The 19,317-nt window shown below is 68.7% G+C and carries 21 protein-coding genes and 4 tRNA genes; 9 read left to right on the top strand and 16 right to left on the bottom strand.

Translation table 11 applies throughout. From position 1 onward, the window contains the following. Positions 1-1,720: 1,720 nt before the first annotated feature. From BJP25_RS03570 to BJP25_RS03560, 3 genes are all read right to left on the bottom strand, one after another. Positions 1,721-2,587, bottom strand: a complete 867-nt coding sequence (locus BJP25_RS03570) for a deazapurine DNA modification protein DpdA family protein (protein WP_233157893.1) — start codon at positions 2,585-2,587, stop codon at positions 1,721-1,723. Next, a complete protein-coding gene (locus BJP25_RS31990; protein ID WP_084793636.1) occupies positions 2,584-2,865 on the bottom strand; it encodes a VUT family protein in 282 nt (93 codons plus the stop codon). The genes BJP25_RS03570 and BJP25_RS31990 overlap by 4 nt, the downstream gene beginning before the upstream one ends. Before the next feature lie 188 nt (positions 2,866-3,053). Beyond that, positions 3,054-3,443: a hypothetical protein gene (locus BJP25_RS03560; protein WP_198943328.1), complete on the bottom strand. Its 390-nt coding sequence runs from the start codon at positions 3,441-3,443 to the stop codon at positions 3,054-3,056. A 139-nt stretch (positions 3,444-3,582) separates the two neighbouring features. On the opposite strand from BJP25_RS03560, the gene BJP25_RS03555 reads away from it, so the two are divergent. Further along, positions 3,583-4,089, top strand: a complete 507-nt coding sequence (locus BJP25_RS03555) for a GNAT family N-acetyltransferase (protein WP_075973306.1) — start codon at positions 3,583-3,585, stop codon at positions 4,087-4,089. Here BJP25_RS03555 and BJP25_RS34495 read toward each other — a convergent pair. Further along, positions 4,056-4,331 (bottom strand): hypothetical protein, encoded by a 276-nt coding sequence (locus BJP25_RS34495; protein WP_198943327.1) that lies wholly within the window; start codon positions 4,329-4,331, stop codon positions 4,056-4,058. The two genes, BJP25_RS03555 and BJP25_RS34495, sit on opposite strands and share 34 nt — an antisense overlap. Positions 4,332-4,349: 18 nt before the next feature. Between BJP25_RS34495 and BJP25_RS03545 the strand changes: the two genes are divergently transcribed. The 4 genes from BJP25_RS03545 to BJP25_RS03530 all read left to right on the top strand — a co-directional run bounded on the left by BJP25_RS03545 (position 4,350) and on the right by BJP25_RS03530 (position 7,606). Further along, the gene (locus BJP25_RS03545; RefSeq protein ID WP_198943326.1) at positions 4,350-5,366 is read left to right on the top strand and encodes a tyrosine-type recombinase/integrase; all 1,017 of its coding nucleotides are present in this window, start codon (positions 4,350-4,352) and stop codon (positions 5,364-5,366) included. Positions 5,367-5,766: 400 nt separating this feature from the next. Further along, on the top strand, positions 5,767-6,078 hold the full coding sequence (locus BJP25_RS03540) for a hypothetical protein (RefSeq protein ID WP_143218858.1): 312 nt from the start codon (positions 5,767-5,769) through the stop codon (positions 6,076-6,078). Continuing rightward, positions 6,078-6,896 (top strand): NB-ARC domain-containing protein, encoded by an 819-nt coding sequence (locus BJP25_RS03535; protein WP_075973302.1) that lies wholly within the window; start codon positions 6,078-6,080, stop codon positions 6,894-6,896. Before BJP25_RS03540 ends, BJP25_RS03535 begins: the two co-directional genes overlap by 1 nt. Then, positions 6,845-7,606, top strand: coding sequence for a tetratricopeptide repeat protein (locus tag BJP25_RS03530; RefSeq protein WP_075973301.1), 762 nt, complete (start codon positions 6,845-6,847; stop codon positions 7,604-7,606). The genes BJP25_RS03535 and BJP25_RS03530 overlap by 52 nt, the downstream gene beginning before the upstream one ends. A 551-nt stretch (positions 7,607-8,157) precedes the next feature. Here BJP25_RS03530 and BJP25_RS03525 read toward each other — a convergent pair. The 6 genes from BJP25_RS03525 to BJP25_RS03500 form a co-directional block, all read right to left on the bottom strand. After that, complete coding sequence (locus BJP25_RS03525) at positions 8,158-8,817, bottom strand: YdcF family protein (RefSeq protein WP_075973300.1); 660 nt, start codon at positions 8,815-8,817, stop codon at positions 8,158-8,160. Between the two features lie 2 nt (positions 8,818-8,819). Continuing rightward, positions 8,820-9,218, bottom strand: coding sequence for a UTRA domain-containing protein (locus BJP25_RS35195; protein ID WP_269844516.1), 399 nt, complete (start codon positions 9,216-9,218; stop codon positions 8,820-8,822). A 544-nt stretch (positions 9,219-9,762) separates the two neighbouring features. After that, a tRNA-Val gene (locus BJP25_RS03515) sits at positions 9,763-9,834 on the bottom strand. A 1-nt stretch (position 9,835) separates the two neighbouring features. Continuing rightward, a tRNA-Cys gene (locus tag BJP25_RS03510) sits at positions 9,836-9,907 on the bottom strand. A gap of 55 nt (positions 9,908-9,962) precedes the next feature. Continuing rightward, positions 9,963-10,035: transfer RNA gene (locus BJP25_RS03505), tRNA-Gly, on the bottom strand. Positions 10,036-10,144: 109 nt separating this feature from the next. Continuing rightward, a complete protein-coding gene (locus BJP25_RS03500; protein ID WP_075973299.1) occupies positions 10,145-10,570 on the bottom strand; it encodes an SsgA family sporulation/cell division regulator in 426 nt (141 codons plus the stop codon). Between the two features lie 385 nt (positions 10,571-10,955). Between BJP25_RS03500 and BJP25_RS03495 the strand changes: the two genes are divergently transcribed. Both BJP25_RS03495 and BJP25_RS03490 read left to right on the top strand, forming a co-directional pair. After that, on the top strand, positions 10,956-11,363 hold the full coding sequence (locus BJP25_RS03495; RefSeq protein ID WP_075973298.1) for a TIGR02611 family protein: 408 nt from the start codon (positions 10,956-10,958) through the stop codon (positions 11,361-11,363). A gap of 50 nt (positions 11,364-11,413) precedes the next feature. Then, positions 11,414-11,485: transfer RNA gene (locus tag BJP25_RS03490), tRNA-Val, on the top strand. A gap of 303 nt (positions 11,486-11,788) precedes the next feature. Here the strand turns inward: BJP25_RS03490 and BJP25_RS03485 are convergent. Next, positions 11,789-12,472 carry a type 1 glutamine amidotransferase domain-containing protein gene (locus BJP25_RS03485; protein ID WP_075973297.1) on the bottom strand — a complete coding sequence of 228 codons (684 nt, stop codon included), beginning with the start codon at positions 12,470-12,472 and terminating at the stop codon, positions 11,789-11,791. Between the two features lie 120 nt (positions 12,473-12,592). Further along, the gene (locus BJP25_RS03480) at positions 12,593-13,183 is read right to left on the bottom strand and encodes a TetR/AcrR family transcriptional regulator (RefSeq protein WP_075973296.1); all 591 of its coding nucleotides are present in this window, start codon (positions 13,181-13,183) and stop codon (positions 12,593-12,595) included. A gap of 208 nt (positions 13,184-13,391) precedes the next feature. Between BJP25_RS03480 and BJP25_RS03475 the strand changes: the two genes are divergently transcribed. Beyond that, a complete protein-coding gene (locus tag BJP25_RS03475) occupies positions 13,392-14,312 on the top strand; it encodes an NAD-dependent epimerase/dehydratase family protein (protein ID WP_075973295.1) in 921 nt (306 codons plus the stop codon). A gap of 132 nt (positions 14,313-14,444) precedes the next feature. Continuing rightward, positions 14,445-15,341, top strand: coding sequence for a phosphotransferase (locus tag BJP25_RS03470; protein ID WP_075973294.1), 897 nt, complete (start codon positions 14,445-14,447; stop codon positions 15,339-15,341). A 71-nt stretch (positions 15,342-15,412) separates the two neighbouring features. Here BJP25_RS03470 and BJP25_RS03465 read toward each other — a convergent pair whose 3' ends face one another. The 4 genes from BJP25_RS03465 to BJP25_RS03450 form a co-directional block, all read right to left on the bottom strand. After that, entirely contained in the window at positions 15,413-15,991 is a 579-nt protein-coding gene (locus BJP25_RS03465) for a DUF305 domain-containing protein (RefSeq protein WP_075973293.1), read from the bottom strand. A gap of 75 nt (positions 15,992-16,066) precedes the next feature. Continuing rightward, positions 16,067-16,504, bottom strand: coding sequence for a DUF6153 family protein (locus BJP25_RS03460; RefSeq protein ID WP_075973292.1), 438 nt, complete (start codon positions 16,502-16,504; stop codon positions 16,067-16,069). Positions 16,505-16,588: 84 nt separating this feature from the next. Next, positions 16,589-18,535 (bottom strand): YhgE/Pip family protein, encoded by a 1,947-nt coding sequence (locus tag BJP25_RS03455; RefSeq protein WP_084793633.1) that lies wholly within the window; start codon positions 18,533-18,535, stop codon positions 16,589-16,591. Beyond that, positions 18,516-19,130 carry an ATP-binding cassette domain-containing protein gene (locus BJP25_RS03450; protein ID WP_075973291.1) on the bottom strand — a complete coding sequence of 205 codons (615 nt, stop codon included), beginning with the start codon at positions 19,128-19,130 and terminating at the stop codon, positions 18,516-18,518. Before BJP25_RS03450 ends, BJP25_RS03455 begins: the two co-directional genes overlap by 20 nt. Between the last annotated feature and the right edge of the window lie 187 nt (positions 19,131-19,317).

Here is a 19,317-nt window from a genome sequence, read left to right as displayed (position 1 = left end):
CGACGATGGGACCGTACGGTTGTGGGACCCAACCACGCAAAGTCGCTATGTTCAGTTGGCTTCCGGAAGCACTGTTCGCTCCCTTGTGTGCGCACGGGTTGGGGTTGAGGAGCCTGCGGACTACGCACTTTTTCTAGTGGGAGACGCTGGAATGGCGTGCATAGCCATTGAGGCAACCCTGGATGCCGCTTGAGCCAGAAAAGGCTCGCCGCCGAAATTGGATTGATGGTCGACGTTAGGTCGAAGCATCCATACTGCTTTCCCTACTCCTCGGAACATCAGAGCAGAAGCGATTCGGAGTCCAATGCTTGAGACGAAGTCTAGATGCTGGTCGATGACCGTGCCGTCAAAGTGCGTGCTCCTAGTATTGTTAAGGAAACGGCTGACGTTATCAGTCTTCGCGTCGTCGGCCGGTCGCCTCCCTACGTCGTACAAGCTTTCCTATATCCGGTCAGTATAAGCTTGGGTTTCAGAGGTCTTTTCCTTGATTGCGTCCACGATTTGCGTCCACCGGGTGCTGACGATGTGCCAAGCATATGATCGAGGACCAGCGTCCGAGGGTTGCGGTCCAACGGTGTCAGACTATTACGGGTAATGCCGAATTGGTCGCGGTAGGCGGCAGTTGCGGTGACGAGGTTGTCCCCGCGCGCCTGCCTGTCTGGGCTGGTGCTTCGGGGGCCGAGTCCGGCTGTCCAGGTCGGCGGGGCCTGCACGGCCTCGTCGTTTAGAGCCGATGCCGCATCGATGATGGCCTCGACGAGGTCGTGGAAAGGTGTCGGGTGAACTGCGGGCTGGTGAGCCAAAGCTGCGGGCCCAGAGCGCGTAACATGACAGTGAGCCTTCCACCGATCTGGCGGCTGTTGGTGCGGCAGCGCGCATCACGCGGTCTTCGACGCGCCCAGACAGAGCACCGCGGTCGGGTCGCGCGTCCAAGCGGGTGAGGCTGTCGCTGTCGGGGATGAGTTGGCCCCGAGGCCAATGGCGGGTTCGGCATCGCGGTGTACTCCGGAGCTAAAAGTTTCAAGAAGGCTTGACGTGCTTCGCCAGCTTCCAATCTGCCCGCTACGGCCAGAGTCATGATTGACTCCCCGCGACTTGTCGCATTTCGGGTGCGCACGTATCCCGCAGATCAATGGGCGAGAAAGTCATGGTTCACGTCGTCCTGGGGTGTCGGGTGAGTTTATGGGCGAGGACGATGGAACCGAGTGCGGTGACGAGGGGATGCCGTGGGTGGCGAGTTCGGTCTCGATGGCCAGGCGGCGCAAGGTGTCAGTGCCGAGTTGGAGGGCGTTTGTGCAGGCGACGGCGTCGAAAGGTCGGCTATCGTCCCGGCTGTGGTGGAGGAGGTCGGTGAGGCCGCCGGTGACGGGGTGAGGACCGAGGTGGGCGGGGCGGGGTTGGGTGGGATGGGTGTGGTTGTCGGTATAACAGCGGGTGATGCGGGCTTGGCGGGATAGGTGGTTGCTGCAGCGGGGGCACCGGCCACTGTCGGCTGCGGCGGCAAGGGTGTCGATGAGTTGGTCGACGGTGTGGGGTGGCGCGTAGGGGCGCAGTGCCGCCCGGATGCAGTCGCGGTGCATGGTCGGTCCCTGGGGTCGTGCGGTACTTGCTCAGGTGTGAGCGTCCACGATGGAGCCATTGGGGTGGGAAGAGAGCAAGCAGCGACGACGGTGTTCGTTCGTCTGGGTGGCTTTGTGCAGCGCCTATGGTGTGTTCGGCGTCATCGGTAATGCCCGGGTGGATGCGTAGTTGATGTGCGCGGGTGCTTGCGTTGGTCGCGTCGTGGTGAGCGTGGTGTGGTGGGGCGGTTGGTGTCGTTGCGGGTGGGCGGGCGGCGTGGGCTAGTGCGTGACGGAGTGGTGGTGGTGAGGACGTGGCGGTACCAGGTGAGGGCCCAGGGCAGGCAGTTGGATTCGGTCCGGTGGGTGGGGGTGCAGCCGGGGCGGTAGCGGCCTGCGTAGCTCCAGGCCATGGAGTCGCTGGAGGTGATGGTGTCGGCGTAGCGGGTCAGGCCGAGGATCTTCGCGCCGAACAGGTGTAGGCGGTAGCCGCGGGCGGCGAGGGTGCGGGCGATGGTGTCGACCTCGGTGGTGTGTTGGCGGCGGCACACGCTGCCGACCCCGACGACCGGGTGGGCGGTGAGGTCGATGCCGTGGTGTTCGTAGAGGTCGGCGCAGTGCAGGTAGTCGTCGATGGTTTGGCCTTGGATGACCGGGATGAAGGGCAGGTCGGGGGCGCGGTGGCGCAGGTCGAGGTAATCGGTCACGGTGCGGACGAGGTGGGTGCGCAGGGTGAGTCCGGTGCGGGCGCGGACGGTGTCCTCGGTCATCCAGTCCCGTGGGGCGGCCCAGTCGAGGTGGCCGATCTCGTCGACGTAGCGGCGGACCGCGGCCACGTACTCGGTGGCGGTGGTGCGCCACCGCCCGTGCAGGGAGAGTTCGGTGAACCCGCCGGAGTCCAGCGCCCATCGCCCGGTGGCGCGTGGCAGGCTCCGGCGCCCGGCCAGCCGTCGGTGGCTGACCAGCAGGGGTGCCTCCAGGCCGCGGGCGAGCCAGGCGGGTTGGTGGGTGCCCAGGTAGAACCTCATCCCCTCACCCCCGGCCGGGTGAGGTACCGGTGGGCGTGCAGCACGGCGAGGGCGAGGGCGGTGGCCGCGGACTTGCCGACCAACTGCCCGCCCAGTAGCGCGGTGGTGCCGAAGGCCAGGGGGACGAACACCAGGGTGTCCACGACCAGCCCGACGCAGATGGACACCGCGACCGCCACTACCCGCCCGTGAGGCCGTGCACGGGTGTAGACGAGCGCGTCCACGACCTCGGAGACGGCGAACGCGACCAGACTGGCGAACCGGGGCGAGGCCGCCACGGCCGACGCCGTCGCGCCCGCTACTCCCCCGGAGGCTCAGGGTGTCGTGGACGAAGTCGCGCAGTGCCAACGCGGCCCCGACCAGCGGCGCGCCCCAAGGGATCAGCGACCCACCCCACAGCAGCGGGGGACGTGGGCGGAGAGCAGGTTGGTGGTGGTGATCGCGAGCAGGTACGCGGTCACCACCACTAACCCGGGCGTCGCCGACGCCGGATGGCACGGTCGAACTCGACCGCCTGCGCCCAGCCGTCGGGGTCGTGGTCGCGGATCCACGCCATCCGGCGTTGCCGTGGAACGGGCACCCCACGCAGGCGGACTTTGACGGTGTCACCGAAGCCGCGTTCGGCCAGGTACCGCACACACTGGTCCCGGTCGAACCCCAACTCGATGAGCGGGAAGACGTTGCGAATGAACCGCAGCCCGGAGTCCATGGCCCGGATGAACTCATCGGTGCTGATGCCGATGGCCTCCTCGACGTAGACCCCGGCGGGCACGCGGCGAGGATGCGGGTAGCCGAGCAGTTCCCCAGCGGCCCGCTTGAGCGGTTTGATCTTGTACTCGCTGGTGCTTATCCGCACCTTCCGCCGGTTGGACGCCCGGGGGGTAGCTTTTCAGCTCTTCTTGCTGGTCAGTGGCGTGTTGCGGAGTGGGAACTTCGAGGACGACGGATGGTTTGCTGCCGTGCTCGTGGGCGAATGGGGTCGATAGAGTCGGGACATGCTCGACTTAATCGCGCCCACTACGCGGCTGCACAACGCTTGGCTCGATGCGCATGCCGAGTGGGGACCTGGCCTCCACGAGGACGGCTTCGGGCTGGCGCCCACCGATGAAGTTGAGTCGCCGGCCCGGTTCGCCGCGTGGGTTGCACGGCTGGCCGATGGGTCGGAGCAGACCACGTGCCGGTGGATTGTCGAGGACGACCAGGTGCTTGGCGGGATCGCGCTGCGCCACGAGTTCAATGACCACGTGCAGTGGGCCGGCCACATCGGCTTCGGCATCCGGCCGTCCGCGCGGCGGCGTGGGCTGGCCTCCTGGGCGGTGGGCCGAATGCTTGACGAAGCGCGGGGGCTCGGCATGGACCGGGTGCTGGTTGTCTGCGCGGCCAACAACGTCGCCTCGGCGAAGACGATCGAGCGTCTTGGCGGCGTCTTCGAGGAGATCCGGGACACCGAACTCGGCCCACTCCGTCGTTACTGGATCACGATCGCCGAGCCGAACGCGTGACTTCGCGGTAGGCGGCTGACGACGGTTGAGCCCGTCTCTCGGGTGTCATTCTGGCTGCTTCTGCTGGTTGGTCGTTCGCAGGCGGCGCTGGTTGTCCTCGCGTTTGGCTCGTAGGTGAGGGTCATGTCGATGCCTTCGACCTCGCCGGCCCAGTTCTCGGCCTCGGCGCGGGTGCGGCGGTCGAGCAGGTCGGTTCCGAGTTCGTCGAGCGGGGCGAGCATCTTGGGGTTGACGTGCAGCATCGGGCAGCGGATGCAGGCGTGTTCGTGCTGGCAGGGAATGCCGTAGGGGCGTCCGCAGGAGCCGAGTTCGACCTTGCGTTTGCCGAAGTGCTCGTCGAACTCGGCCCATTCCTCGCTGGTGGTGGCGCGGCATTCCTCGATCAGTCGGAGTTCGCGGCGGTGGTCGAGGAAGGCGACGTAGTGGCGGACGATGTCCTCGTCGAAGACGGCGACGTAGCCGCGGGTGGTGTGGATGTTGAGTTGGACAAATCCGCCAAGGACGTCCTGATCCTGTTCTCCATAATCATGGGCGAGGCCGTGGAGGAGGAGTTGATCGGGTCCAACCCCTGCCGCAAGCTGCGCACCACCTTCGCCGACGCCCCCGAACGACCCCACGCCGACACCGACGAGGTCGACACGATCGCCTGGCGCATGCACCCCGGCAACGGCCTGCTCGTGCAGACCGCCGCCCACACCGGCATGCGCTGGGGCGAGCTGACCCGCCTGCAATGGGCCCGCGTCCACCTCGACCACGACATCCCCCACATCGTCATCGACGCCAAGGACAGGGCCCTGCACGAGATCAACGGCCGCCTCGAACTGGGACCACCCAAGACCTCATCCAGCGCCCGCCTGGTCCACCTGCCACCGTTCCTGGCCGACGAACTACGCCAACACCACCACCGCGCACCCAACACCCGGTTCGTCTTCACCGGCCCACACCGAACACTCCACCGCCGGTCCAACTTCCGCCGCCGCGCCTGGCTGCCCGCCCTCACCGGCAACCCCCACCACGGCTGGGCACCCCTCAACCAAAACCTGCACTTCCACGACCTCCGCCACACCCACGAAACCTGGCTGGTCAAGGACGACGTCCCCCGCGTCCTACGCCTGACCCGACTCGGCCACAAACGCAAGGACATCAACGACCGCTACTCCCACGTCACCGACCGCATGGTCCAAGCCATGCTCGACACCCTCCAGACCCGCTGGACCACCGACGGCGGACGGACCTGGCGCGACGCCACCGACACCGAACAAGACCCACCCCCGTGACCCCTCGGCACCCGAAGGTGGTCACCAGGCCATGCTCCCCACATGCTCCCCGAAACGATCAACGCCCCACCAGCCTGATTGACTGGTAGGACGCTGACCTGCACAAACTACCTGTGGGCCATACTGGGATCGAACCAGTGCCCCCTTCGGCGTGAACTGACGGCAGCCGGAATTCTGCTGGTCAGGCATGAGGTGACAGCGGTGATGCTGGTCAGTGAAAGACATCCTAGGACATCTCGGCTGCTGTACTTGCGTGCTATCCGGCTGCTGGACCGTACCCGCCCGCGCCAAGGCGATGAGGCTGGCTCGACCGAGCAAGGGCGTGCTCGGCGGTGATCGGGGCCAGGTGATCCCTGGGTGGGTGTGCAACAGGTCGAGGGTCGGTGTAGATGTTCTCGGCATGAGGGGTCGCGGGAAGGTTGTCGGGCTGACTGTGCTGGCGGCTGTGGTGGTCGGTGCCGCGCAGGCGGTGGTGACCAACTACGCCACGGTGGAGGTGCCGGAGTTCTTCAAGGACCAGTGGCGTGTGTGGCTGGTGTTGGCGGTGCTGGTCCTGCTGGTGGTGATCGGCGCCCTCGTACAGGGCGGTGGTGGCGGGGCCGTGGAGCAGCCGGTGATCCCGCGGTTGTCGGTGCTGGCCCCGCAGTCGCTGCGTCCTCCTGTGGGCGGTGTGGAGATGTTGCGGGGTCGAGAGTCGAGCTGGCAAAATTAATGGGGCTGGTGGATTCCCCGAGGGGACGGTTCGCGGTGGTCTCGGGTGCCGGGGGGATGGGCAAGACGACATTGGCGGCCATCGCCGCAGAACATGCACAACAGCAAGGGGTTGCGGTGTTCTGGATCCGGTGGCGTGATGAGGAGTCGATGACGGCGCAGATGGTCGAGGTCGCCCGCACTCTCGGGTTGGCCGGTGGCACGGTGGCGGCGGCGCAGCAGTCGGGTGCGAGCGTCGCGGATGTGGTGTGGCGCCACCTGGAGACCGTGACGCGGTGGCTGCTGGTCCTGGACAACGTCGATCAGCCTGATGCGCTCGGTGCTGGTGATCCGGTGGCCTCCTACCGCGGCTGGGTACGGCCGGGCGGGGGCGGGCTGTTGCTAGTGACCAGCCGCGATCGTACCGCCCAGACCTGGGGGCGTGATGCTGAACGGATCGAACTCGGCTCATTGTCGCCGCAGGAGGGCGGGCAGGCATTGCTCGACCTCGCCCCTGGGGCTGGGACAGCGGAGGACGCCCGAGAGTTGGCGGCGCGCCTAGGCGGATTGCCGTTGGCGTTGCACGCCGCAGGTACCGCGCTCGCCTCTCCCACCGCGCGACTGCGCACCTTCACCGCCTACCAGCAAGCTCTCCTGGACAAGTCCGCGCAGGTGCTTCCCGAACACCCCGACATCACCGACCGTGATACCGCCCGCACCCTCATCGGCCACACCTGGGAGGTGTCCCTCGACCAACTCGCGACGAGGGCCACCCGCTGGCCCGGCCATTGCTGCGCGCCCTGTCGCTACTCGCCGAAGCCCCCATCCCCCTGCAGCTGATCACCCCGGCCCTCATCCACGACACCACCGACGACACCACAGGACGCGCAGCCGTCGACGCCGCACTAGCCCAATTGCACCGCTACGGCCTACTCGACACCCATGAACTCAGCCACACCACGACACTGCCCACAGTCGCCCTGCACCCCCTGGTCCGCGAAACCAACATCCTCCTCCTCGCCCACCACCACAACCCCACCCAGTGGCGGGACACCGCCGAAACCGCCCTGCTTGACCTCACCGACGCCTGGACCCCCCAAGGCCGCCCTTCCTGGTCCTTGCTACGCCTGCTGACCCCACACCTACTCGCCCTCTGCACACTCGAACCCCGGGGCGACCCGACGGTGTTCATCGCCACCCGCAGCACTCTCGACGCAGCCGCCGACCAGCTCAGGGCCAGCGGAGACGCAGCGACGGAGCTCACACTCCGACACCACGTCCTCAACTCCGAGAAGACCACACTCGGCGCCGAACACCCCGAAACCCTCAGCAGCCAGAACAACCTCGCCAGCGCGCTGTACAGCCTGGGGCGGTTCGACGAGGCCGCCGAGTTGCACCGCAGCACCCTCACTAGCTACACCCGGGTGCTCGGTGCTGAACACCCCAACACCCTCAACAGCCAGAACAACCTCACCCTTGCGCTGAAGGCGTTGAGCAATCGGGGATGGGCGCGATCCGTTGTGCGCGCATGGAAACGCCTGGTGCGGTAACGCAGCTTCTTGAACGGCCGGGTGGCCTGAGCATTGGTCGGACATCGCCACAGATGTCGGTGTATCCCTGCCCTCAAAGGAGCGGGCTTCCTGTCTCGCCGCCGTCTGGGCGCCTTCAATCAGCCTGGTCACCAGGGTGCAGCCCTCGACGGACACCGGCGGTCGACCACTGCGGGCTCTGCGCCCTGGTGGCCAGGCTGATAGCCCGTGTTCTGACGGCGGTGAGGCAGGAAGCCCCCTCCGGAACCGGCGGCCGACGACGGCACCCCTTCTCGCTGCTGGCCTGCCTGCGCGGCGAGCGCATTCTTTGTCGGAAGAGCTGCCGTCCTTGGGCGCCTGCGGATGCCAGTGGTCGTGTCTTCCATCGGCGGCTCATGCTCAGTTCGGGCACGCGTCACCGGACAGGCCTGCGCGGGGATCGGCCGAAGGCCGCACGCCCCGCGCAGAGCAGCCCGTCCGGGGATGGCCAGCGTGCCTGCGGGCCGCCCGCAGGGCGGGCCGCCTTGATGAAGAGAAGAAACTTTGAACACGCTGGTCACAGTCGCGTAGGGCTAACCGGTGGCCACCAGGCGGGCGGTGTATCCGGCGTCGATCAGGGAGCGGTAGGCGTCGGCCACTTCGGTGGGGATGGGCTGGGGGATGGCGAAGCCTTTGCGGGCGTAGAGGTCGATTCGTTGGGTGTCGCCCACGAGCATGTTGATCACGCGGTCGGCGTCTCCGATCTCGCGGACGTAGTCCTCCAGGCTCATTGGCAGTGACGCGCATTGGGCGGTGACCTCGGGCCACAGCTTCGCGCATGTGGCGAGAGCGCGGCGCTGTTGGTAGGGCCTGCTGATGAGGGTGACCGTGCTGACCGGGATGGCGCGTTCGGCCAGAAGGGCGCGGGCGAGGGTGATGTTCTCGCCGGTGTTCGTCGCCCGGGGTTCCACAAGGATCGCCGTGTCGGGCACTTCCAGTTCGAGGGCGTGCTCCCGGTAGTGGACGGCTTCGCCGCGGGGAAAGCGGGCCGTGGTGGTGGGCGCGTTCGCGCCGGAGAACAGGATGAGCGGGAACAGCTCCTGGTGGTAGAGCTGGGCCGCGCAGGTCGCCACCCCGAGGTCGTGGCTGCCCAGCCCGATACCGACATCGGTCGGCTGTAGCTCGTGGTCGAGGTCGTGGTAGTCCCACAGGGTTCGCACGGCCGCGAGGTGCTGTTCGGGGATGGCGGTCATGGCTACTCCGGTAGCTCGAAGCTGTAGGTCCAGGAGAAGCGGCTCGCGGCGTGGATGCCGCGGGCGAACTCGACGGGAGTACCGGACTCGGTGTAGGTCGTGCGGTGCAGGACCATGACCGGTTCCCCGGCGGGCAGCTCCAGCTTGGTGCGCTCGTCCGGGGTGGGCATGCGGGAACGGATGGTCTCGGTCATGTGGTGTGGTTCGAGCCCCTGTGCGGTCAGGACGGCGAACCCGCCACCCGGGTTGGCCGTGCCGGGTGTGTCGTCGACCAACGGGGTGCCGTCGACGTGCTCCGGCCGGTAGTAGCTGGTGAGGGTGTGGGTCGGCGTTCCCTCGTCACGCACTGTGCGGGCGCGCTCCCAGACCTCGTCGCTCCCAGGGCCGCGGTGCGCTCCCATACCGGGGCATCGTGGCCGTTGCCGCAAGGGCCGGGCCTGACGTGGGGTGAGGCCACGAGCTCTGTATGGACGCCCTCGCCCTGACGGCGGGCGTCTGGCGGTGGTGCATCGGGTGCGACGCCCGCCCTGGTCCGAGCTGGACTGCTCGATGTGGTTGTGCCGGAGAGTGACCGGCTCGTCGCGCAGTGAACTGACAGTGGCGGAGTGCACCATAGGGAAGTCCTGGTTACCCACACGAAGCGGTGCGCAGAGTGGAAGCTGGACACCGTGGGGGACTGCGCTTCCACGACCTCCGCCACCTATTTGGTTGAGGACGGGGTGCCGCCGAACTTGGTGCCCGGGCATGAGCGGACCACCAAGACATTGGGGATAGACATCCGGCGCGCCGATGACACAGCGAGCGGATCATGCGCGCACTCGACGACTCCGATGACGACGGTCCGGCGGGGGTGCCGACCCCCTGCTGGTTGTGGAGGGTCACGACGACAAAGGCCACGTCAGGCTTTCCTCTTGCGAGGGGGCCTGACGTGGCCTTTTCTCGGGGTGGGCGATACTGGGATTGAACCAGTGACCCCTACCGTGTCAAGGTAGTGCTCTCCCACTGAGCTAATCGCCCGAGGCGGAGGCGGGAATCGAACCCGCGTACAGGGCTTTGCAGGCCCTTGCCTAAGCCACTCGGCCACTCCGCCAGAACTCCTGGAGCCGGGACCCCAGGGGGCCGGCGCAGAGGCCGAACCGCTTCCGAGCGGATGACGGGACTCGAACCCGCGACCCTCACCTTGGCAAGGTGATGCGCTACCAGCTGCGCTACATCCGCAAGCCCCGCGACTTCTGAGGATCTGGTTCCCCGTCCGCCGTGGTGTGAGGAGAACTCTATAGGACGCCCTTCCAGGGCTCCAAACCGGGGGTGGGTTTCCCGCGTTCGCTCAGGTCAGGTCGGTCGAGATGAGGTGGGTGAGCGCCTCGTCGACATCGACCCAGAGGTGCTCGTTGCCGGGCACGACCACGTCGTAGGTGCGGTCGAGGAAGTCGGCGAGCTCCTGGGCGGAGGCCTCGAACACGGCGTGGCCGGAGGGGGAGCTCAGCTCGATAACGACGACCTCGGGGTCGTCCATGGCGGGCCGGATGCGGACGTCGCCGTCACCCGCCTCGGCGATGAGGCCGTCGGCGAGCAGGTCGCGGGAGAAGACCCAGTCGACCCACCCCGCGCGGCCGGTGCGGAAGGCCGCCACCACCGCGTAGGGGTCGCGCGTGTCGTAGCGCAGCTCGACCTTCACCGGGACCGCGGGGGTCCTGGGGGCGAGCAGGTCGAACACCGCCGTCGACCGCAGCGTGACGTGATCGTTTCGCATCGCAGGTACCCTTCTGCTCCCTTCCCAGTCAACGACTGAGGTACACCGGTGTGACGCGCCGGCACCAGGATCCGGACGCGGAACCGGGTTAGTTCACCCATCCGGTCCACCACCCGGTGCGCTGAGCGGTCGCGCCTGCGCGCTCGGTGAGGACCGTGGGCCAGGCCCACCCATATTGGCTGGTTTTCGGCGGTACCGGTAGCGGCCGGAGCACGAATTATCCGCATCGTTTGTGTACCGGGCCGCCAATACCGCGCTGACCTGCGGCGTGTCGAGCGATCTGTGCGCGAGACCACCCGGTTGGCCCAGGTCAGCCCGCCGTCGTGCCGACCGGCGGGGTTCGCGGGAGAATGGGGTTCGCATCAGCACGGAAGGTGGCGGACCGGTGACCGAGAAGACAGAGCGGAAAGGCGGCTTCCGCCCCGATTGGGTCGACCGGAACGCCACGACCCGCACGGTCTGGCGCGTCGGCGTCGGCGTCGTGGGCACCGCCGTGCTGGTGCTGGGCATCGTCCTGATCCCCTACCCCGGCCCCGGCTGGCTCGTCGTCTTCGCGGGCCTGGCCATTCTCGCCATCGAGTTCCCCTGGGCCCAGCGCGTCCTGACCTTCGCCAAGTCCAAGTACGACGCCTGGACCGCCTGGCTCGGCCGCCAACCCTGGCCCATCCGCCTCGCCGTCCTCGCCGCCACCGGCCTCATCGTCCTGGCCACCCTCTGGCTGCTGAACGTGTTCTCCCTGGTCGGCGGCTGGTTCAACCTCGACTGGCCCTGGTTGGCCTCCCCCCTGTTCTGACCCCCGGACCGCCCTGCTAATCTTCACCCATCGACGCGGGAGACCGCGCCGGGCGATTAGCTCAGCGGGAGAGCACTTCGTTCACACCGAAGGGGTCACTGGTTCGATCCCAGTATCGCCCACGCAGGTCAGAGGCCCTGTCCGGTTCACCGGACAGGGCCTCTGCCGTTGTGTACAGCAGCGGAGTACCGCAGTCAGCCTCCAGGCTGTCCCCAGCTTCTTCAACGCCGCCCGCGTCACCTCGGGGGAGACGTCGGTGTAGACCTCCATCGTCACGTGGAACTGAGTGCACCGGAGGGTGCGGGACCTACGTCGAGGTCGACCAGGAGCGACGCCCAGGGGTAGCGGGTCACTTGCGGCGAGACCACCGACACATCGGCCTTGCAAAGCGCGCGGCGGACGACCGGTTGGACTTGCCGGGGGATTCAGAGGAGCGAGACGACCTTTTGGGCGGTTTCTCGGGCTGAGCCGGGGTTCTGGCCGGTGACGAGGTTGCCGTCGACCACCGTGTAGGAGACGAACGGGACCTTGGCCTTCTGGTAGAGGGCGCCTCGTTCCTTGGCGCGCTCCTCGGCGTTGTAGGGCACGAGCTTGTCGACGCGGGCGAGGACTTCTTCGGTCCAGGCGAAGCCGGTCATCTTCTTGCCTGCGATGAGGTGGGTGCCGTCGGAGAGGCGGGTGTTGAGCAGGCCGCAGTAGCCGTGGCAGACGGAGGAGACGATGCCGCCTCGTTCGTAGATGTCGCGGGTGATCCGTTGCAGGCCTTCGCTGTCGGGGAAGTCGTACATGACGGCGTGGCCGCCGGTGAAGTAGATGGCGTCGTAGTCGGTGGGGTCGATCTCGTCGGGGCTGAGGGTGTTCTCCAGGAGGGCCATCTTGGCCGGGTCGTTGCGCCAGGCCTTGGCCGTCTTGTCGTAGTTGGGGAACTTCAAGGCGCGGGGTTCAAGCGGTACGGCGCCCCCACTGGGGCTGACAAGGGTCTGCTCCAGGCCATGCTGGTCGAAGACGTGCCAAGCGTGGGTGAGTTCCGAGAGCCAGAGGCCGGTCGGGTGGTCTGGGTCGTCGTAGTGACCGACGTTGGTGACAACGTTCAGAATGCGCTTGGGCATGCCCGGCTTCCTCCCCAGTTCTCCGTCAGGCTCCACTGAGGTGCCAGGCGACTCGAACCGATGTTTGCATCGCTTACATCGACGCTAACCCCCTGGCGGAGGTGAGTCAACGGCGCGCGGTCAGTTCCCGCCCGCTGCGGACTTGGCGTCGAGCACGGCGAGGAACGAGGAGCGCGTCTGGGCGACGGCGTGGTCGATCGACGGAGCGGTGAGCTTGCGGTCGAGGTAGAGGCAGGCCAAGCCGTGCACGAGGCCCCAGCCGGCGAGGGCGAGGTCGATCGGGTCGGAGTTGGGCAGCACGCCGGTGATGGCTGCCGCCAGGAGTTCGTGCACCTCGGCCGCCGCGCGCACGCGTTCTTCGCTCTCGTGGTCGCACTCGTTGCCGAACATCAGCCGGAACAGGGCGGGCCTGCGCAGGGCGAACCCGACGTAGGCCGCGCCGAGGTCAGCGAGTTCCTCCACCGTGCTCGGCAGGTCGCGGCCGCGGGCCAGGTCCGCCCTCAGGTCGCGGAGCCCTTGGGCGGCCAGCGCGGATTCCAGCGCGTCGCGGTCGGGGAAGTGGCGGTACGGGGCCGTCGCGGACACCCCGGCCTCGCGGGCCACGGCGCGGATGGAGAACGGCTCGCCGCGCTCGAGCATGCCCATGGCCGCCGTCAGCAACGCGGCGCGGAGGTCGCCGTGGTGGTAGCCCTTCTTCGTGCTCACCGACATGGCCAGCCCTCCTCCTGGTCGTCATTGTGCCCAGGGTCGCGAGCGCCACCCCCACTGCCCCGCTGGAGCGCAGTGGGCGATGTTGACGCCGCTCACTTCCCAGCCTACCTTGATGTGAGCGCCGCATACATCGGGAGCAGGCTCTCCCGTGGGCGGACCGCCATCGATCGCCCAGCACCCGCGCACCGGATCCAGAGCCGAGGGACGAATGCAGACCGTATTGGGAGCCAACGGCCAGATCGCTGAAGAGCTGACCCGCTACCTCCACGACAACGTCACCCACGACATCCGGTTGGTCAGCCGCAACCCCAGCAAGGTCCACGACACCGACCAGCTGGTCAAGGCCGACCTGACGGACGCGGGAGCGACCGCCGCCGCCGTCGCGGGCAGCGACATCGCCTACCTGACCGTCGGCCTCCCCCTCGACTCCGCGCTGTGGGAGCGGCAGTTCCCCGTGATGATGGCCAACACGATCGCCGCGTGTCAGGAGCACGGCACCAAGCTGGTGTTCTTCGACAACACGTACATGTACCCGCGGACCGCCGCTCCCCAGGTCGAGGACACCCCGTTCGAGCCGGTCGGGCGCAAGGCGGCGGTGCGGGCAAGGATCGCGAACATGCTGCTGGCGGAGATGGACGCGGGCACCATCGAGGCCGTCATCGGCCGGGCACCCGAGTTCTACGGGCCCGGCAAGACCAAGAGCCTGACCAACTCCGCCGTCTTCGACCGGATCAAGCAGGGCAAGCGACCGGTCGTCCCGATCAGCGCCCACACCACCAGGACCTTGATCTGGACCCCGGACGCCAGCCGCGGCCTGGGGCTGCTCGGCAACACCCCTGACGCCTACGGCCAGACCTGGCACCTGCCGGTGGACCCGGAGCGGCTGACGTACGAGGACATGATCGGCGTCGCCGCACAGGTCACCGGCAGGCGCATCCGCCACACGACTGTCCCGGCCGCGGTCTTCAAGCTGGGCGGCCTGTTCGACCAGGGGGTGAAGGAAGCCGCCGAACTGCTTCCGCGCTACCACTCCGACAACATCTTCGACTCCACCAAGTTCACCACCCGCTTCCCCGACTTCAAGACCACGACCTACCGCCAAGGGATCACCGAGATCCTCGGAGGGTGAGCGGCTCTGACCTGGCAGCATGACCCGCCGCGGTGAGGCGGGTGGGCAGGCGCTGAGCCAGGACGGACCGTTCGGCCATCACCGTTGACGGCGTGAACCGCCGAGGCTGCTGCCTGGGTACTGTGGGGTGGCGTGACGGGTGCCCAGATCGAGATCACCGCTGAGTTGGTCCGCGACCTGCTGCGGGAACAGCACCCAGACCTCGCGGGGCTGGGCATCAGCGAGGTGCCGGGTGGCTGGGGCAACCAGATGTGGCGTCTCGGGGATGAGTTGGCCGTGCGGGTGCAGCGCATGGACCCCACCCCGGACTCCCAGCTGAAGGAGCGGCGGTGGCTGCCGGTGCTGGCCCCGCGCCTGCCGCTGCCGGTGCCGACCCCAATGCGGTTCGGTGAACCGTCTGAGCGCTTCCCCAAGCACTGGACAGTGATGACGTGGGTTCCTGGTGAGCCGCTGGACCACGGCTCCATCGACCGCGGGGCCCAGGCGGCCGACAGCTTGGCGGGGTTTCTCCGGGCGCTGCACGTGGCGGCACCCGCCGAGGCACCGGGTGCGACGGATCGTGGTGCTCATCCCAGGAACTGCACGCTGGCCTTCGAGGACTTCTTCCGCGCCGTGGCCCCTGATGACCTCGCTGCCGAAGTTCGGGCTGTCTGGGACGATGCCGTGGCGGCCCGGGGGTGGGAGGGGCCGCCGGTGTGGGTGCACGGAGATCTCCACCCTGCGAACGTCGTCGTCTCGGACGGGACGCTGTCCGGCGTTGTCGACTTCGGTGACCTGCTCGCCGGGGACGCGGCGTGGGACCTCGCGGCTGCGTGGGTGCTGCTGCCTGCGGGCATGGCCGGGCGGTTCTTCGACGCGTACGGGCTCGCGGATGAGGCGGCGGTTCGACGTGCACGCGGGTTGGCCGCCATGAAGTGCCTCTTCCTGATGCTCATGGGGCAGAACGGAGTTCGGGGTCTTCCCGGGGGGAAGACCCACTGGGGGCCATGGGGGCGGGCGGCGCTCGATCGTGTCCTGATAGGCGTGTGATGCGCGCCTGGTCGAACCCAGGGGCCGTGGGGCGGTGGTGATGCCGCCCCACGGCCAGTCCTGCTAGGGGTTCAGCGCTGGGAGAGGGCGCGCATCTCGTCGATCTCGGACTGCTGGGTGGTGGTGATCGTCCGGGCCAGGGCCTTGGCGTCGGGGTTCTGGCCATCCTTGAGTTCGGTCTTGGCCATGTCGATCGCGCCTTCGTGGTGGGCGGTCATGAGGGTGAGCCACTGCTTGTCGAAGGCCGCGCCGGTCGCGGCGCGCAGGGTGGTCATCTGGTCGTCGGTCATCATGCCGGACATCGGGCGCGAGCCGTGGTCCATGCCGTGCTCGTCGGTGGGGGCGCCCCAGGACTGGAGCCAGGTGGTCATGGTGTTGATCTCGGGGTCCTGGGCGCCCTTGATGCGGGTGGCGAGGTCGACGACCTGGGGGGTGGTGGTGCGGCCCTGGACGAGGTCCGCCATCTCCACGGCTTGGCGGTGGTGGGGGATCATCTGCTGCGCGAAGGCCACGTCGGCGTCGTTGTGCTGGGTGGGGGCGGTGGTCGAGCTCGTGCCCTCGTGCCCGGTCGAGCCGGTGCCGCCGCACGCGGCGAGGAAGGTCAGGGTGAGGGCGGCCAGAAGCGCCCCGAGGGTGTTCCTCGTGGTCATGGTGGACTTCCTGGTGGGTCGGTTGTGGACGGATGGCTTCGGCCCGCGGACGGACTGCGGTCGCGGGTGGGCCTGTCACAACCTGAGGACGCTCACCAGGGCGAGGACCTGTTGGCCTGTGCGCGGCGGGGGTCCGCGCCAGCGGCGACGCAGCTCCGCGGCGGCGCGCACCACGCCGGTGAGGACCATGGCCGCGGCCAAGGCCAGCAACAGCAGCAACAGCGGCACGGCCGAGGACGCCAGGACCGCCATGCACAGGTGCATCACGTCGTGGCCGCCCATCGGCGTCTCAGGCGCCGCCGCGACAGCCGTGGCGTGGTCCTGGGCCGGTGTGCCGGTGACGTCGTGAGCACTGCCCGTGGAGGCGTGGTCGCCGGCCATGGCGACCCCGCCAGCAGCGCTCATCGCATGGCCGCTGTCGGCGGAGGTCAGGTGGTGCATGCCGATGACCCCGACCGCGATCGCGCACAGCAGCAGCCACTGCGCGAGGCGTTGACGGAACGGGGTGAGCACGATGCCAGGTTAGGCGATGGTCGACCTGCTGGCGCGGCGTGTTGGTGGGGGTCGTGGCGCACGCCACGAAACGACGACCGGGTGTCAGATCGAGAGGGACGGCTTCAGCGCGGTCATCGTCCACTCGCGCTTGCGGCGGACCACCACGCAGGTCAGCGCCAGCGCGACGACCAGGAAACCGCCGAGCACCAGGGCGTCGCGCAGCAGGTGGGCGCCGTTGCCGCCGGAGATCGTCACCCGCAGGCCGTCGACGAGGTAGGTCATCGGCAGCAGCGGGTGCAGGAAGCGGAAGGGCGCGGGCAGCGTCTCGTACGGGAAGGTGCCCGCTGAGGTCGTGAGCTGGAGCAGCAGCAGGATCAGCACGACCGCGCTCGCCGCTCCCCCCAGGGCCGTGCGGAGCAGGTGGGCGATGGCGGTGAAGGAGAGCGCGGCGAGGGCGAGCAGTCCGATCGTGCCCCAGGTGTGCACCGGGTCGAGGCCCAGGAAGACGTCGAGGGCCGTGTAGAGGACCAGTCCCCCGGTGACGCAGCACAGGGCGGCGGGGGCGTAGCCGGCGAGCGCCACGGTCACGTCGCCTGCCGTGGAGGACAGGGCGCGGGCGGAGATCGGTCGCAGGACAAGGAAGCCGGTGATGCCGAAGACGACGAGGGCGATGGACAGGAAGAACGGGGACAGGCCCCTGCCGTAGGTGACCGCCGGGTGCAGGTTCTCCGTCGCCACGTCGACCGGGGAGGCCAGGGTGGCGGCGTTGGACTCCTTCTGGTCGTCGGACAGGACGGGGATCTTGCCCTGGGCCTGGGCCAGGCCGTCGGCCAGTTGGGCGGAGCCCGTCGACAGCTGCCCCAACCCGTCCCGGAGGGAGTTGGCGCCCGTCAGCGCGGTGCCGAGCCCGGTGTCCAGCTGCGCGGCGCCGCTGGCGACCTGCTTGGCGCCTTGGTCGAGCTGGGTGACCTTGTCCGCCGCGTCGCGGAGCCGTGCTTGCAGGGCTGGGGTGTCCTGCACGAGTTGTCCCGCGCGCGTGTTGACGGCCGCGGTGGTGTTCTTGACCCCTTGGGCGGTTTCGTCGACGCGGTTGGTCAGCGCCGCCGCCTCACCCGTGATCCGGAGGAGTTCCTGGTAGGCGGGGTCGGCTTGGAGGTCGGGGTTGCCCTGCCCGAGCGCGACGAGCCGCGCCTGGACGGAGTTGGGCCCGCGCGCCACGGTCGACGCGACCTGGGCGGCGTCGCCTGCCAGGGTGTCGGCCTTCGCCGCGGCGTCCGCGGCCGTGGTGGCGACGGAGGGGAGCCCGTCCGCGATCGTGTTGGCCGCCGGGACCACGACGTCGGTGATGGTGGAGACGCCGTCGGACACCTGTTGCGCGCCGGGGACGAGCTTGTCGGCGCCCGTCTTGAGCTCGGAGAGGCCGTTGGCGAGGTCGGTGCCGCCCCGGTTGGCCGACGCCGCCCCGTCGCGCAACCGACCAGCGCCGTCTGCCGCGCTGCTGATGCCGGTGCGCAGCTGTTCGAGGTTGGTGAACACGGACGTGAAGTAGGCCGAGACGGCCGCCGCGCTGATCTTGTTCTCCAGCTCCGACTGCACGGTCTGCGCCATCTTGCCCACGACGTACCCGTTGGCGTCGTCGAGGGTGATCAGCATCCGCGCCCGCTGGGGGTCGCGGTCGGCCCCGCTCGCGAGCTTGGTGGAGAAGTCGGCGGGGACGGTGATCTGGAAGTAGTACTCCCCCTCGCCGACACCCCGCGCGGCCTCGGCGCGGTCGACGAACCGCCAGTCGAAGATGCGGTCCCTGGTGAGCTCCCCGACGAACAGCTCCCCGGCGTCGACCTGCTCGCCCTCGGCGGTCACCGCGCGGTCCTCGTTGACCACCGCGACCGGGATCTGGTCGAGCCTGCCGTAGGGGTCCCAGTTGGACCACAGGTACAGCCCGCCGTAGAGCAGCGGCACCAGGGTGATGAAGACCAGGGCCAACCGCTGCAACGGGGTCCGGAACCGCTTGACCTCCAGCCACGCCAGCTCAACGGGCCGCACGGTCATCCCCCTCCAGTTCGACCACTGCCACGCCGTCCACCACGACGGGGTCCAACGCGCTCGCCATCACCGCGGTGCCCGCGGCGGCCACGTCGCGCAGCGCCGCCCAGACGCGCTCCTGCTGCTCCCGGGTGGTGCCCAGGTCGACGTCGTCCACCACGAGGGCGCGCGGAGCGGCCGCGGTCGCGGTCGCGACGGCCAGCAGCAGCCGCTCGTCCGCGGCGAGGTCGCCCACGGCGGACGCGCCGTCCAGGCTGAGCCCCAGGTCGCCCTCGGCCCGCCGCAGGTCCGCGCCGCGCGACAGCAGGCGCGTCTCACGGCGGATGTCGTGCACCGTCAGGTCGGGTTCGAGGTCCACCGCGCCGGTGATCCGCGCGACGCCGACGAGGCGCCGGATCGCCGCCCGCGAGGTCTCCCCCGCGACGGACAACGTGCCGGTGCTCGGGCGGGCGCGCCCGGCGAGCGACAGCAGCAGCATGGACCGACCGCTGCCCGCGGGGCCGACGACGGCGACGATCCCCCCGTCGTCGACGGCGAGGTCGACCTGCTGGAACACCCACCCTCGGCGGGTGCGGAGGCCGAGGTTCTCCGCTGCGATCATCGCCGCCTCCACGCTCGTCTTCCCCAGCGGATCACTATCCCCGACCGGCCTGGGGTCGGCCAGTCGCCGGGACGGCCCGCTGGGAGTCCGGGTCGCCTGCCTCACCGTCACCCGGCCGGGTCGGAGCTGATCACGCTGGGTCCCTGGCGATCGACCCGATCGGGGTAGTCCACAGGGAACCCACTCC

It is taken from the genome of Actinokineospora bangkokensis (assembly GCF_001940455.1).
In the GTDB taxonomy this organism is placed as follows: Bacteria; Actinomycetota; Actinomycetes; order Mycobacteriales; family Pseudonocardiaceae; genus Actinokineospora; species Actinokineospora bangkokensis.
This window is presented reverse-complemented; position numbering and strand designations above follow the sequence as displayed.